This window comes from Tessaracoccus yangjingae, assembly GCF_054483935.1.
In genome coordinates this window covers 1,006,615-1,019,849 of the sequence record NZ_CM137014.1, presented here as the reverse complement: position 1 = coordinate 1,019,849, position 13,235 = coordinate 1,006,615, and the positions used below count along the sequence as shown (strand labels likewise).

At 70.3% G+C, this 13,235-nt stretch carries 12 protein-coding genes and 1 riboswitch; of the genes, 7 read left to right on the top strand and 5 right to left on the bottom strand.

Annotation, left to right across the window (positions count from 1 at the left end; translation table 11 throughout):
- Positions 1-1,215 (bottom strand): aminotransferase class V-fold PLP-dependent enzyme, encoded by a 1,215-nt coding sequence (locus ACX1D3_RS04295; protein ID WP_458995753.1) that lies wholly within the window; start codon positions 1,213-1,215, stop codon positions 1-3.
- A 149-nt stretch (positions 1,216-1,364) separates the two neighbouring features.
- On the opposite strand from ACX1D3_RS04295, the gene ACX1D3_RS04290 reads away from it, so the two are divergent.
- The 3 genes from ACX1D3_RS04290 (at position 1,365) to ACX1D3_RS04280 (ending at position 4,010) form a co-directional block, all read left to right on the top strand.
- Complete coding sequence (locus ACX1D3_RS04290; protein ID WP_458995752.1) at positions 1,365-2,057, top strand: FadR/GntR family transcriptional regulator; 693 nt, start codon at positions 1,365-1,367, stop codon at positions 2,055-2,057.
- Positions 2,058-2,145: 88 nt separating this feature from the next.
- Positions 2,146-3,351 (top strand): sensor histidine kinase, encoded by a 1,206-nt coding sequence (locus ACX1D3_RS04285; protein WP_458995751.1) that lies wholly within the window; start codon positions 2,146-2,148, stop codon positions 3,349-3,351.
- A gap of 5 nt (positions 3,352-3,356) precedes the next feature.
- Entirely contained in the window at positions 3,357-4,010 is a 654-nt protein-coding gene (locus tag ACX1D3_RS04280; RefSeq protein ID WP_458995750.1) for a response regulator transcription factor, read from the top strand.
- A 14-nt stretch (positions 4,011-4,024) separates the two neighbouring features.
- Here the strand turns inward: ACX1D3_RS04280 and ACX1D3_RS04275 are convergent, their stop codons facing one another.
- Both ACX1D3_RS04275 and ACX1D3_RS04270 read right to left on the bottom strand, forming a co-directional pair.
- Entirely contained in the window at positions 4,025-5,353 is a 1,329-nt protein-coding gene (locus ACX1D3_RS04275; RefSeq protein WP_458995749.1) for an MFS transporter, read from the bottom strand.
- A 22-nt stretch (positions 5,354-5,375) separates the two neighbouring features.
- The gene (locus ACX1D3_RS04270) at positions 5,376-6,566 is read right to left on the bottom strand and encodes a TerC family protein (protein ID WP_458995748.1); all 1,191 of its coding nucleotides are present in this window, start codon (positions 6,564-6,566) and stop codon (positions 5,376-5,378) included.
- Positions 6,567-6,730: 164 nt separating this feature from the next.
- On the opposite strand from ACX1D3_RS04270, the gene ACX1D3_RS04265 reads away from it, so the two are divergent.
- Positions 6,731-8,641, top strand: a complete 1,911-nt coding sequence (locus ACX1D3_RS04265) for a penicillin-binding transpeptidase domain-containing protein (protein ID WP_458995747.1) — start codon at positions 6,731-6,733, stop codon at positions 8,639-8,641.
- On the opposite strand, the gene ACX1D3_RS04260 is transcribed toward ACX1D3_RS04265, so the two are convergent.
- A complete protein-coding gene (locus tag ACX1D3_RS04260) occupies positions 8,560-8,976 on the bottom strand; it encodes a DMT family transporter (RefSeq protein WP_458995746.1) in 417 nt (138 codons plus the stop codon). The genes ACX1D3_RS04265 and ACX1D3_RS04260 overlap by 82 nt on opposite strands.
- Positions 8,973-9,287, bottom strand: coding sequence for a DMT family transporter (locus ACX1D3_RS04255; RefSeq protein ID WP_458995745.1), 315 nt, complete (start codon positions 9,285-9,287; stop codon positions 8,973-8,975). Before ACX1D3_RS04255 ends, ACX1D3_RS04260 begins: the two co-directional genes overlap by 4 nt.
- 17 nt (positions 9,288-9,304) lie before the next feature.
- Positions 9,305-9,370: riboswitch (guanidine-III (ykkC-III) riboswitch) on the bottom strand.
- Positions 9,371-9,519: 149 nt separating this feature from the next.
- Here ACX1D3_RS04255 and ACX1D3_RS04250 point away from each other — a divergent pair.
- From ACX1D3_RS04250 to ACX1D3_RS04240, 3 genes are all read left to right on the top strand, one after another.
- On the top strand, positions 9,520-10,371 hold the full coding sequence (locus ACX1D3_RS04250) for a DUF559 domain-containing protein (RefSeq protein ID WP_458995744.1): 852 nt from the start codon (positions 9,520-9,522) through the stop codon (positions 10,369-10,371).
- Positions 10,372-10,497: 126 nt separating this feature from the next.
- Positions 10,498-11,538, top strand: coding sequence for an LLM class flavin-dependent oxidoreductase (locus tag ACX1D3_RS04245; RefSeq protein ID WP_458995743.1), 1,041 nt, complete (start codon positions 10,498-10,500; stop codon positions 11,536-11,538).
- 25 nt (positions 11,539-11,563) lie between these two features.
- Entirely contained in the window at positions 11,564-13,231 is a 1,668-nt protein-coding gene (locus ACX1D3_RS04240; RefSeq protein WP_458995742.1) for a DUF885 domain-containing protein, read from the top strand.
- Positions 13,232-13,235 lie beyond the last annotated feature (4 nt).

The window sequence follows — 13,235 nt, the reverse complement described above, 5'->3', positions numbered from 1 at the left end:
CTATGTCGTGGACTGAATGGATGAGGTGCGTTGCGTCGACCAGCGATGGAGAAGGGGGATTCCCACCGCGGCGAGGTGTTCGAAGTCGTCGAGGGTGTTGTAGGCGTGGGTGGACAGCCGCAGGTAGCCGAGACCCTTGAAGGTGGTGAAGGCGACCACGGTCGCGGTCTCGTCCATGAAGGGCACCCGGAGCCCGTCCGCCCCTGGGTGCGTGTCCCCCAAGGGCTCAGGGAGGCGGAGGAGCCGCATCGTCCCCACCGGCTGACCGACGTCGGGAACGGGGTCCGCGACGATCGCGCCGAGTTCCTTGGCGACGATGGCGCACCCGTCATCGAGCAGTGCGGCGCTGTCGCGGCGGATGACATCCCATCCGATCCGTTCGTCCAGGTACTCCCAGGCGAAAGGGGCCGTCATCCACTGCGTGAGGTCGAGGGTGCCCTGCGAGTCGAAGCGGTGGGGGAAAGGGTACGGCGTCCCCCAGGACTCGATGCTGGGGTACAGCTCCTGCCCGCCGTCGCGGGCCACGAGGATGGCCGAGCCGCGTGGCGCGCAGGCGAACTTGTGCAGGTTGCCCACCCAGTAATCGGCCCCGCGCACCACCGGGGAGGAGAGGACGCCCGGGGCGTGGGCGCCGTCGACGAGCGTGAGCACCCCGAGCTCGCGGGCAGCGGCGCAGATCTCGTCGACGGGGAATGCGCGGGCCGTGGCGGAGGTGACCTGGTCGATCACCAGGAGAACCGGACGGTGCCGCGCCATGGCGGAGACGACGAGCTCCAACGACTCGGCCGCGGTCGCGGCCAGCGGGATCTCGACGCTGTGGGCGGCCCCGCCGGTGCGGGCGGCCAGGCGCTCGGCACCCATCGTGACGGCACCGTAGCCGTGATCGGTGGTCATCACATCGACGGGGCCACGGTGGGCCAGCGAGCTGTAGACCACGGAGGCGCCCGCCGAGGCGTTGAGGACGAAGGCCAGCTGCTCCGGGTCCACGTCGAGGAGGCGGGCCATGTGTGCCCTCGACTCGGCGATGCGCCCGGGAAGGGTTGAGAACCAGCGCACCGGGTTCGCCTCGACGACGGCCCGGAGCCGGTCCTGCTCGGCCACCACGTCGACTGGTACCGCGCCGAACGAGCCGTGATTGAGGTGGCGCATGGCGGGGTCGAGCCCCCACATCACCGCCTGGCCCGTGCTCGGCGCTCCCGAGTGTTTCTGGTTCATCGGTCCTCCTGTCGGACAACTATCACAGCCACTAGCGTCTCGAGTACTGGTTTTCGGTAAATCGTTGCTCAATTGTCAGACAATTGTTACGCGGGACCCCCGGCGGGCCGAGATCGGCTTGGATCGGGACGACGGATTCAGGAGGAGCCATGGGGGCTGTCGAGGTGGCGCGCGACGGGCTGTGCCGGATGATCGCATCGGGCGAACTTGCGCCCGGGCAGGTGTTGCCGAGCGAACAGGAGCTGTGCGAGCGCCTGGGCGTCTCCCGCAGCTCGCTGCGCGAGGCTCAGAAGATGCTGGAGGTGGCCGGGGCGCTGGCGTCCAGGCCGGGGAGCCGATCGTTCGTCTCGGAGATGACCGCTGCCGACATCATGTCCGGCCTGAGCATCGTCGTCCCCCTGCTCCCGCTGGAAAGGTACCTGGCTCTGTTCCCGATGCGGGAGGTGCTGGAAGGGCACCTGGCGGCCACCGCTGCCGCACGGATGCCCCCTGAGCAGGCCGCGGAGCTGCTCGACCTGGGCCGACGGCTGGCGGAGACCCCACCGTCGGAGGAGGCGGCGGAGCTGGACTCGGAGTTCCACGCGATGATCGGCCGGGGGGCCTGCGACGAGGTGATCACGGAACTCGTCGACACGCTGCGGAGGCGTGGCCGGCACTACCGGATCCTTGAGGTCCGCGGCTCCGGGGCCGAGTTGAAGCGTCTCTCCGACGAGGCACACCTGCTGATCGCCACAGCGATCGCGGAGCGGGACCCCGAAGGGGCCCGGTTCCTCATGATGCGTCACGTCCGCACCACAAGGGAGTGGTTGGAGGGCATCTGGCCGGAGCCTCTGGTCACGTAGCCGTCAGACCCCGGTGCACGCGGGGCGGCGGGTACACGCCGAGGGTCTGACCCGATCCCGCGACACCTCCGCCTAGGCTGACCACATCATGATGGACAACCGATGGTCGCGCGACGGGCGGACGGTACTGCGCGACGCCGCCCTGGCAGCGGTGTTCGCCGTCGGCACCGGCGTCCCCGTCCTCGCTGTCCCGGACGCCGACTTCTCAGGGCGGGCCATCCTGTGGTCGCTGCTGATGTGCTCGTCTCTGGCGTTGCGCCGGATCGCCCCCCTGGCCGCGCTGGGCGTGCTCACGGCGGCCGGGATCGGCATGGCCGCGACACTCACCACCCCGGTCCCCGCCCTCCTGGCCGTGCCCGTCGTGGTCTACAGCGTCGGCCGCTATCAGAGGATGTCGGCGGTGCTGCTGGTGGCCGCCTTCGGTGTGGCCGGCTCCCTGGCCGGGCCCCTGAGCTGGACCGCCGGCACCCCCCAGCCCTACCGGCTGCTCGGCACCACCCTGCTGGTGCTGCTGTGCTTCGCCATCGTCGCGCTCGCGTTCCTGTGGGGCCGCTTCCTCCGTGAACGGGCGCTGACGGAGGCGCTGGACCGCGAGATCGTGACGGAACGGTTCGCCGCCGCGCAGCGCTCCGAGCGGCAGCGGACGGAGCTCGCCGAGCGGCGGGCGCGCACGGAGGTGGCGCAGGAGTTGCACGACGTCCTGGCCCACTCGCTCTCGGTGATCGTGGTGCAAGCCGAGGGCGCGCGGGCGTTGGCGACCAAGCGCCCCGATGCCGCCGTCGAGGCCCTGGACGTCATCGCCGACACCGGCCGCAAGTCGATCGCGGAGGTGCGGCGGATCGTCGCCCTCATGCGCGGCGACACCGGCTCGCCCTCCTTCGGCCCCTCCCCCACCCTCAGCCAGATCCCGGAACTGATCGCCGGGGCCGGGGACCGGATCACGCTCATCGTCGACGGCGACGTGCCGCTGGTGCCCGACTCCCTCGGCGTGACCGCGTTCCGGGTGCTGCAGGAGGCGGTCACCAACTTCCTCAAACACGCCGGGCCGACGGCGACGGCGCAGGTCCGCGTGACCTACACCCCCGAGGCCATCGAACTGCTCGTCCGCGACGACGGGATGGGCGCCCTCTCGCACTCGGACGGCAACGGGTCCGGCCTGCCCGGCATGCGCGAACGCGTGACGGCGATGGGGGGCGAGTTCCACGCCGGGGCGCGCCCCGGGGGCGGGTACGAGGTGCGGGTTCGGCTTCCCATGCCGAGCCGGCTGGGCAAGAGTTGGCTGAGAGGGGCCTAGTGTCAATGATCTCTGTGCTGCTGGCGGACGACCAGTCTCTGGTCCGGAGCGGTCTGCGAATGCTGATCGACTCGGCCGACGACATGACGACGGTGGGCGAGGTGGACAACGGGCGGGACGCCGTCGCCGCCGTGCGTGCCGGGAAGATCGACGTGGTGCTCATGGACATCCGGATGCCTGTCATGGACGGCATCGAGGCCACCCGGCAGATCACCGCGCTCGGTGTGGACACGAAGGTGCTGGTCCTGACCACGTTCGACCTCGACGAGTACGTCTTCGCCGCCATCCGGGGCGGCGCCAGCGGATTCCTGCTCAAGGACGCGCTACCGGAGGAACTCCTGGGTGCGATCCGGGCGGTGGCGGCGGGCGATGCCGTCGTGGCGCCGTCGGCCACCAAGCGCCTGCTGAGCCGCTTCGCACCGCTCCTGCCCAAGGCCGACCACAGGCCGGATTCACGGCTCGACGCCCTCACCGAGCGCGAGCGGGAGGTGCTCGTCGAGGTGGCACACGGCGCCAACAACACCGAGATCTCGCAGCGCCTCTACATGGCGGAGGGCACCGTCAAGACGCATGTCGGGCGGCTGTTGAGCAAGCTGGGGGCGCGGGACCGGGTGGGCCTGGTGCTCATCGCGCACGAGGCCGGCCTGCTCGACGCCTGACACTCGTCCCCTGCTCAGGCGCGCAGGAGGTCCCCCGTGCCGCGCTCCAGCACGTCCGCGCCGAGGCGTCGACCCACCCGGAGCAGCACCGCCGCGCACGCGGCGTACGCCACCGCGATACCGAGGAAGGCGGGGGCCGACAGCCCCGTCGCGGGAAGCACCGCCATGGCCACCACCCCGGACAGCACGAAGGCTGCGTTGAACCCCATGTCGTAGAACGTGAACGCGCGGCCCTTGAACTCCTCGTCCACGTGGGCCTGGACCACGGTGTCGACGCAGATCTTGAACGACTGCACCGACAACCCGATCACGAGGCTGGCAGCGTACAGGGCCGGCTTTGCCGTGACGAACGCCGCGCCCACGGACACGGCCGCCGCCACCAGAAGCATCAGCGCGGCACCCCGACGCAGCCCCAGCCAGCGCACGAGGACCGGCACGAGTGGCGCGGCCAGCACGAAGCCCGCGCCCGTGAACAGCCCCCACACGGTGAGGTCCGCCAGCGCGGCGCCGGGCCGGTCCACGGGGTTCCACAGGTGCCGGGCCGCGAGGATCACCGCCACGCTCCACAGCCCGAACAGCAGGCGGGTGACCGCCATCAGCGCCAGGGCCAGCACAGACGCCGGCCGCGACACCATGTGCCGGCCGGCCTCGGCCAGGCCGTCGAGCACGGCGCCCACCGCCACGCGCTCCGCAGGTGCATCAGGGCCCAGCGCGCCCCGGGCGAACCCGCGACACACCAGCACGGACCCCACGAACATGGCCGCGGCGAGGCCGAACACCACGGCGTCCGCCTGATGGGAGGGCACCACCCCGCCCAGCACGGCCCTGGTGGTGAAGCCGAGGACGGCGCCGATCACCACCCCCAACGGGCCAACCGTCGGCAGGATCGACGACGCGGTCAGGTACTCGTCGGCGTCGACGGTGTGCTGCAGCCCCGCCGACAGCCCCGCAAGCATGAACCGGTTGATGCTCATCGCCAGCAGCAGAGCCACGTAGAGCGCCACGGCCCAGGTCCCCGTCGTGGCGTCCGCCGCGATGATCAGGGCGATGACGGCGGCGAGCAACGCGCGGGTCACGTCCGAGTAGAGGGCCACATCTCGCCGCGGCCAGCGGTCAAGCACCGGCGCCACGAACGGCCCCACCAGGGTGTAGGGCAGCAGGGTGAGGGCGAGCACCCCCGCGATCGACCCCGCGTCCGGCTGGGACTGCGGCGAGAACAGGATGTAGGAGGCCATCCCCACCTGCAGGGTGCCGTCGGCCGCCTGGCTCAGCGTGCGCAGTGCCAGGAGCCGACGGAACGGCGCGTGACGCCACAACCGCCTCAGGGCGGCGATCACCTGCATGGTGGGGAGGGAGGCCCGTGCGCTACGAGCGGGTGGCCTCGGCGTGCATCCGGTGGGCCTTCTCGACCGCCCGCAGCGCGCCGCTCTCCTCCATCTGCTCCATCAGCTTGACCTGGTTGAACTGGGTGAGCGACGCCTCCGCGTCCAGCATGCGCTGGTAGTTGGCCTCGCGCTCCGCCTCGTCGCCGTGGTACTCGGTGTGGATGTAGCCGTAGGCGAGGCGGTCGATCTGGCGGACGGCCGTCAGCATCTTGCCGGCCGGGCTGAACACGGAGGCCAGCACCGTGACGATGAGGATGCCCAGGATCACCGAGAGTGACAGGCCGATCTCGATCTCGTAGACCGGCACCGGCTCGCCGCCGTTGATGAACGGCAGGCTGTTCTCGTGCAGGGCGTGCAGGATCAGCTTGACGCCGATGAAGCCCAGGATGAGCGACAGGCCGTACTTGAGGTAGATGAGGCGGTCCAGCAGGCCGTCGATGAGGAAGTACAGCTGGCGGAGCCCCATCAGGGAGAACGCGGTGGCCGTGAAGACGATGAAGACGTTCTGGGTGAGGCCGTAGATGGCGGGGATGGAGTCCAGCGCGAAGAGGATGTCCGTGCCGCCGATGGCGATCATCACCAGCAGCATCGGGGTGAGGACGCGCCGCCCGTTCTCGATGGTGAACAGCTTGTCGCCGTCGTAGTGGTCCGTGGTGCGCAGGTACTTCTTGGCCAGGCGGATGATGAAGTTGTTCGCGCCCTCCTCCTCTCCCTCCTTCTCCGGCGCCAGCAGCTTGCCGGCCGTGAAGATGAGGATGAGTCCGAAGAGGTAGAACGTCCAGGAGAACGCCTCGATCATGGCCTTGCCCGCGAAGATGAACCCGGTGCGGGCGATCAGCGCGAACACGATGCCGAACAGCAGCACCTTCTGCTGGTCCTGCCGCGGCACGGCGAAGCTGGACATGATGATGAGGAACACGAAGAGGTTGTCGACGCTGAGCGCCTTCTCGGTGATGTAGCCGCCGAAGTACTCGGCTCCCATCTGGGCGCCGCCGAAGATCCAGACCAGCACGCCGAAAACGAGGGCCAGACCGACGTAGATGGCGGACCAGACGGCCGCCTCACGCAGGGTTGGAATATGTGCCTTGCGGACGTGGAAGAAGAAGTCGAAGGCCAGCAGGCCGAGGATGACGACGATGGTGATGGCCCACACCCAGAGGGGTACGTTCAACTGAGATCTGCTCCTGTTTCGGGGACTGGCGCGCCGAGGCAAGGCCTGCGAGGCGCCCTTCCAGGGTACCGGCGCCGGCGCCGTCGACAAACACCGTGGTGGGGGGCCGGTCGGCGGAGCCCCGTCGGCGGGGGCGGGTAGCCTGGGCGCGAACAGGAGGTCCGATGCGACGACGACTACTGGCAGCAGCGATGACGCTGGCGCTGCTCCTGGCCGGGTGCGCCCCCGGGCCGGACAACCCGGAACCCAACCCGAGCGGTTCCTCGTCGCCCAGGCGGGACCTCCCCTCCGCGGACGAGGCCATCACCGCCGCCGTCGAGGCCCTCAACGCGCAGGACGTCTCGGCGCTGCCCATGGTCGGCCCGGCCGAGGACGCGCAGGCGGACTTCGAGACCATCTTCGCCGGCATGGACGAGATCTACCCCGAGGTCTCGTCGGGCTCAGTCGCCTATCAGGCCGACGACGACGTGGCCATCGTCGAACTCACCATGACCTACCCCCTCGGCCGTGAGGGGTGGACCTACCAGACGGAGGCGCGGCTGCGGTACTCGGGCGACAGGTGGCGGCTGGACTGGGCGCCGTCGATCATCCACCCCGAGTTGACCGAGACCACCCGGCTGCGGCACACGCAGCGCGAGGGTCGGCGTTCGCCCATCAACGACAACGAGGGCGTGGCCATCGTCGAGGAGGGCGCCATGTTCGAGGTGGGCCTGGACAAGTCCTCGGTGGAGGCGGCCGAGTGGGAGACCGCGTCCGCGGACCTTGCGGCCATCCTCAAGGTGGACGCCGCGGCCTTCACGCGGAAGGTGCTGGCCAACGGTCCGCGGGCTTTCGTTGTCGCGGCCACCATGGTCCAGGCCGAGATCCCGCCCACCATCAGCCAGGTCCCCGGCGCCTACGTGCGGGAGATCTCGGCCATCGTGGGGCCGGGCGGCTCCTTCGCCGCGCCCATCCTCGGCAGCGTGGGCACCCCCACCAAGGAGATGATCGACGAGTCCGGCGGCACGCTCACGATCAACGACCGCGTGGGGCTGAGCGGCCTCCAGGCACGCTACGACGAGCAGCTGCGCGGCGTGCCGCTGGTGAGGGTGGACCTGGTGCCGCGCACGGACGCCTCGGCGTCCCCGTCGTCCTCCCCCGCGCCGGAGAAAGCGCTGTTCCAGCAGGACGAGAGCGTAGGCGCCGGCATCGACCTCAGCCTGGACCGTGACCTCCAGACCAAGGCGGAGGAGGTGCTCAGCACGCAGACCGGCATGGCCGCGCTGGTGGTGCTGGACATCGCGACCGGCGGCGTGCTGGCCGCCGCCCAGTCGCCCGCGGGCGGCACCTACCCGCACGTCACGTACGGCAACTACGCGCCCGGCTCCACCTTCAAGGCCGTGTCCGCGCTGGCGATGCTGCGGACCGGGCTGACGCCGTCGTCGCTCGTGAACTGCCCGTCGTCGCTGAAGGTGGGCACCTACACGTTCGGCAACTACTCCGGCTACCCCTCCAGCGCGCTCGGGCGCATCCCGCTGACGACGGCGTTCGCCCAGTCCTGCAACACGGCCTTCGCCGGGGCCGCGGGCACCGTCACCGGGGACCAACTGCACGCGGCGGCGGGGTCGCTGGGGGTGGGCACGGACTACGACGTGGGCTTCACCTCCAACTTCGGCACCGTCCAGCCGGGCAACTCCATCGACTTGGCGGCCTCGATGATCGGGCAGGGGCAGGTCACCATGTCGCCGCTGGGGATGGCCACCGTCGCGGCGTCGATCGGGGCGGGACGCACGGTCCTGCCCTGGCTGGTGAAGGGCGAGGAGGCCACGCCGACGGCGGCGCCGCTGACGCCCGCCGAGGCGCAGAGCCTGCAGTCGCTCATGAAGGCCACCGTGGACTCCGGCACCGGGCGCTCCCTGCAGGGCCTGATGACCGGCGCGAAGACCGGCACGGCCCAGTGGGGCCCGACGGGGGCGCTGCAGACCAGCGCGTGGATGATCGCCTACAACGCCGACTACGCGGTGGCGTCGTTCGTCGAGGTGGGCGACTCGGGCGGCACGACGGCGGCCCCGTTGATCATCTCGCTGTTCCGCTGACCCGGAGGCGCGTCGAGGCGCTTGAGCCCCACCACGCAGCCGATGATCCCGGCGAGGAACAGAGCCTTCAGCCAGGTCATCCCCTCCGCGCCGATCGCAACCGCGTACGCCACCGTCAACACAGTGCCGACGCTGGTCCAGACCGCGTAGGCGGTGCCGGTGGGGATGTGGCGCATGGCGAAGGCGAGCCCGACGACAGAGGCGACGGTGGCCACCAGGAACACGACGACGGGCACGGGGCGGGTGAAGCCCTCGCTGGCGGACAGCGCGTTGGCCCACACCGCCTCGAGGACGGCGCTGATCAGGAGCAGGGGCCAGGCCCAGCGCGCGCTCACGCGACCACCTTCAAGCCCACGACGCAGGTGACGATGCCCACCAGGAGCAGCACCTTGGCGAGGCTCACCGGTTCGACGCGGGTGATCATCGCCCAGGCGACGGTCAGTGACGCTCCGGTCGCGGTCCACACGGCGTAGGCGGTGCCGGTGGGCAGCGTGTTGAGGGCGAATCCGAGGCCCGCGAGGCTGAGGATGGCGGCCACCACGAAGACGACAGTGGGTGCGGGGCGACGCAGGCCGTCCGAGCGGCCGAGGGCCGTGGCCCACACGGCTTCAAGGACTCCCGAGGCGAGCAGGATGACCCAATCCATGACTGATCCTTTCAAGGAATGGCCAGTCTTGTCTTCACCGGGTACTGATCCGTCGTCCGGGGCGGGTCGCCGTCGACCACGCTAGCACCGGGCGGCGCGGAAACGGTCCCCCAGTGCGACCCCCCACGCTCAGACGGGCCGAGGGTGACCGCCACTACGGGCAGAATTCCGCGTTGTCCACAGGCCGCCGCGAGGCGGGAGATACGGCCGTGCTCACGCGAACAAGGGAGGCATGCACACAGACATCGCCACCATCCTCACCGATCACGGGATCATCTGTCCCAGGCAGCATCCCCACTTGGCAGACCGGATCGACCGCGCCGTGAAGTCGGGGCAGTTGGCGCCAATTCTGCGCGGCGCCTACGGGCTGCCGGACTGGGCACCGACCATCGAGGCACGCGTTGCGGCCATCTCCGCCCTCTACCCGAACGCCACGTTCATCCGGGAGACCGCGGCCCACCTGACCTGGTGGCCCGAGCTTCAGCTCGACGCCGTGCAGGTCGCAGGCCCGCGCGTGCGCCGTGCGGGCGGCTTCAGGTTCGAACGACGCACGGTGGGCCCCGATCTCCGGGACTGGGATGGGGACAAGTTCGTCACCACTCCCGCACAGACCGTCCTCGACCTGACGGAGTCGATGGGCGGAGCGGCCATCGACGAGGCGTTGCGGCGCCAGGTAATCACACTGGATGACCTCTGGACGGCACTTCGTCTCGGAAAGGACCGAGCGGGCAACGGCGAGCGGGAGCGCCTGCTCCGCGAATCCCGCGACCTCCCCTGGTCCGAGTTGGAGCGCACAGCCCACATCGCGTTGCGCAAGGCGCACATCGCCGGGTGGGTGACCAATCATCGAGTGACAGTGAAGGACCGCGACTATTTCCTGGACGCCGCCTTCCCCCGCCTGATGCTGGCGCTCGAGTTCGACGGATGGGAATTCCACCGGTCTCTGGAGTCCTTCATCGCGGACCGACAGCGTGACGTGCAGCTCAGTCTCGCCGGGTGGACCGTCCTTCGTTTCACCGACTCAACCATGGCGACGATGCCGGGGTGCGTGGCGGCAATGATCAAGCAGCTCGAGGCGCGGTAACGCGGCAGTAGTGGCGGTCACCCTGCCCTAGGTTGAGCGCAGGGACCTTCAGTGGCGTCCCGCTCCCGCGGTTGACGAGTGGGCTAGGCTGAAGATAGTTGATCTCTCAATCTTTGCGAGGACCCCATGGACATCGACAGGCTCGAATTCGGCATCGACACGTTCGGCGACGTCACCGCCGGGCCCGACGGCGCCCTCCTCCCCCACGACCAGGTGATCCGCAACCTCGTGGACGAAGCCGTCCTTGCCGACGAGGTGGGGCTGCACGCCATCGGCATCGGCGAGCACCACCGCGAGGACTTCGCAGTCTCCGCACCTGACATGGTGCTGGCCGGCATCGCCACCCGCACGACGCGGCTCAAGTTGGCCACCGCCGTCACCGTCCTCTCCTCCGACGACCCGGTTCGGGTGTTCGAGCGCTTCTCCACCCTCGACGCGCTCAGCAACGGCCGCGCCGAGCTCATCGCCGGGCGTGGGTCGTTCATCGAGTCCTTCCCCCTCTTCGGCTACGACCTGTCCGACTACGAGGCCCTCTTCGAGGAGAAGATGGCCATGATGGCCCAGCTGATCCACGGGGGCAGGCAGTCGTGGACGGGCCAGCTCACGCAGAGCCTCGACGACGTGGAGCTGTACCCGCGCCTCGCCGCGACACCGCTCACCACGTGGGTCGCCGTCGGCGGCAGCCCGCAGTCGGTGCTGCGCGCCGCCAACTACGGCCTGCCCCTCATGCTCGCGATCATCGGCGGGCCGGTGGACCGGTTCGCGCCGTTCGCCGATCTCCACCGCCGCGCCCTCGACGAACTCGGCAAGGACCCGCAGCCGGTGGGTTGGCACTCCTACGGCCACATCGCGGCCACCGACGACGCCGCCCGGAGCCGCATGTTCAAGCCATGGCTCGAGCAGACGTCGAAGATCGGGCGCGAACGCGGCTGGGGACGGATGACCCGGGACCACTTCGACGACGAGGCCGATCACGGCGCCATGGCCGTCGGCTCACCCGAGACGGTCGCGGCCAAGATCGCCCACGGCTTCCGCACGCTCGGCGCGCAGCGGTTCCAGCTCAAGGTGTCCACCGGCCGCCTGTCCCACGAGGCGATCATGGACACCATCGGCCTCTACGGCACCGAGGTGGTCCCGCTGGTCAAGGACATGCTCTCAGCCGACTGACAAGGCCGCTGGTAGCGTCGGCGGCATGACGACACGCACGCGCACCGCGCTCGATCAGGTCGCCGACGCCTACGTCGACACCATCGTCCGCATCAGCCCCATCACCGCCACCCACATCGGCGCGCCGGGCCACGACCACGAACTCGACGACTTCTCCCCCTCCGGCGCCGCCCAACGCGCCGAGGCGGCGCGTGCGGCGCTGCGCCAGGTGGAGGCCACGGAGATCGCCGACGACGTGGACGCCGTCACGGCCGCGGCCATGCGTGAGCGGCTCGGCCTCAGCGTCGAGCTGTTCGAGGCCGGCGAGGACTACGCGGATCTCAACAACATCGCGTCCCCGCTGCAGAACATCCGCGACGTCTTCGACCTCATGCCGACCACCACCTCGGACCACTGGGAGATCATCGCGGCCCGCATGGGCGCGGTTCCGGCGGCGGTCGACGGGTACATCGAGTCGCTGCGCCTCGCCGTCGACAACGGTCCGGCCCCAGCGCTGCGCCAGGTGGAGATCGGCATCGGGCAGGCCGAGGAACTGGCCGGGGACGGCTCGTTCTGGACCGCCTTCGCTGCCTCGCCCGAGGCACCCGAGGGCCTGGCCAGCGCGCTGAACCGCAACGCCGACGTGGCCCGCGCCGCCTACGCGCGGCTCGCCGAGGCCCTGCGCGAGCTCGCCCCACGGGCCCCGCAGGCGGACGCCGTCGGGCGGGAGCGCTACGGGCGGCTGTCGCGGCTGTTCCTCGGCGCCACCGTCGACCTCGACGAGACCTACGAATGGGGCCGCGAGGAGCTGGCCCGCATCGTCGCGGAGCAGGACGAGGTGGCGCACCAGCTCTACGGCGACGGCACCACCGCGGACGAGGCCATGCACCGGCTCGACGACGACGTCACCCGTCAGCTCCACGGCACGGACGCGCTGCAGCGCTGGATGCAGGAGACCTCCGACGCGGCCATCGAGGCACTGGCGGGGACGCACTTCGACATCGCGGATCCCATCCGCACGCTCGAGTGCCGCATCGCGCCCACGCAGAACGGCGGCATCTACTACACCGGCCCCACCGACGACTTCTCGCGGCCTGGGCGCATGTGGTGGTCGGTCCCACCGGGCGTGGAGAACTTCGGCACCTGGCGCGAGAAGACCACCGTCTACCACGAGGGCGTCCCCGGCCATCACCTGCAGATCGCGCAGGCCACCTACCGCGCGGGCGAGCTCAACCGCTGGCGGAGCCTGATCTGCTGGGTGTCGGGCCACGGCGAGGGTTGGGCGCTCTACGCGGAGCGGCTGATGGAGCAGCTCGGCTTCCTCGACGATCCCGGGGACCGGATGGGCATGCTCGACGCGCAGCGGATGCGCGCCGCGCGGGTGGTCCTCGACATCGGCGTCCACCTCGGCAAGCCCGCCCCCGAGGAGTGGGGCGGCGGCACGTGGGACGCAGACAAGGCATGGCCCTTCCTCAAGGCGAACGTGAACATGGCCGAGGAGTTCGTGCGCTTCGAGCTGGACCGCTACCTGGGCTGGCCCGGGCAGGCGCCCGCCTACAAGGTGGGTCAGCGGCTCTGGGAGCAGGCGCGCGACGAGGCGGCTGCCCGGGCCGGCGAGGCGTTCGACCTGCGGGAGTTCCACCGTCGGGCGCTCGACGTGGGCTCCGTCGGGCTCGACGTTCTGCGGGAGGCGCTGCGCTCAGCGGCCGTCTGAGCGG

Bases quoted from the DNA above. Each gene is read 5' to 3' on its own strand.
- ACX1D3_RS04295 (WP_458995753.1), bottom strand. From the start codon at position 1,215: ATGAACCAGAAACACTCGGGAGCGCCGAGCACGGGCCAGGCGGTGATG.
- ACX1D3_RS04290 (WP_458995752.1), top strand. From the start codon at position 1,365: ATGGGGGCTGTCGAGGTGGCGCGCGACGGGCTGTGCCGGATGATCGCA.
- ACX1D3_RS04285 (WP_458995751.1), top strand. From the start codon at position 2,146: ATGATGGACAACCGATGGTCGCGCGACGGGCGGACGGTACTGCGCGAC.
- ACX1D3_RS04280 (WP_458995750.1), top strand. From the start codon at position 3,357: ATGATCTCTGTGCTGCTGGCGGACGACCAGTCTCTGGTCCGGAGCGGT.
- ACX1D3_RS04275 (WP_458995749.1), bottom strand. From the start codon at position 5,353: ATGCAGGTGATCGCCGCCCTGAGGCGGTTGTGGCGTCACGCGCCGTTC.
- ACX1D3_RS04265 (WP_458995747.1), top strand. From the start codon at position 6,731: ATGCGACGACGACTACTGGCAGCAGCGATGACGCTGGCGCTGCTCCTG.
- ACX1D3_RS04255 (WP_458995745.1), bottom strand. From the start codon at position 9,287: ATGGATTGGGTCATCCTGCTCGCCTCGGGAGTCCTTGAAGCCGTGTGG.
- ACX1D3_RS04250 (WP_458995744.1), top strand. From the start codon at position 9,520: ATGCACACAGACATCGCCACCATCCTCACCGATCACGGGATCATCTGT.
- ACX1D3_RS04245 (WP_458995743.1), top strand. From the start codon at position 10,498: ATGGACATCGACAGGCTCGAATTCGGCATCGACACGTTCGGCGACGTC.
- ACX1D3_RS04240 (WP_458995742.1), top strand. From the start codon at position 11,564: ATGACGACACGCACGCGCACCGCGCTCGATCAGGTCGCCGACGCCTAC.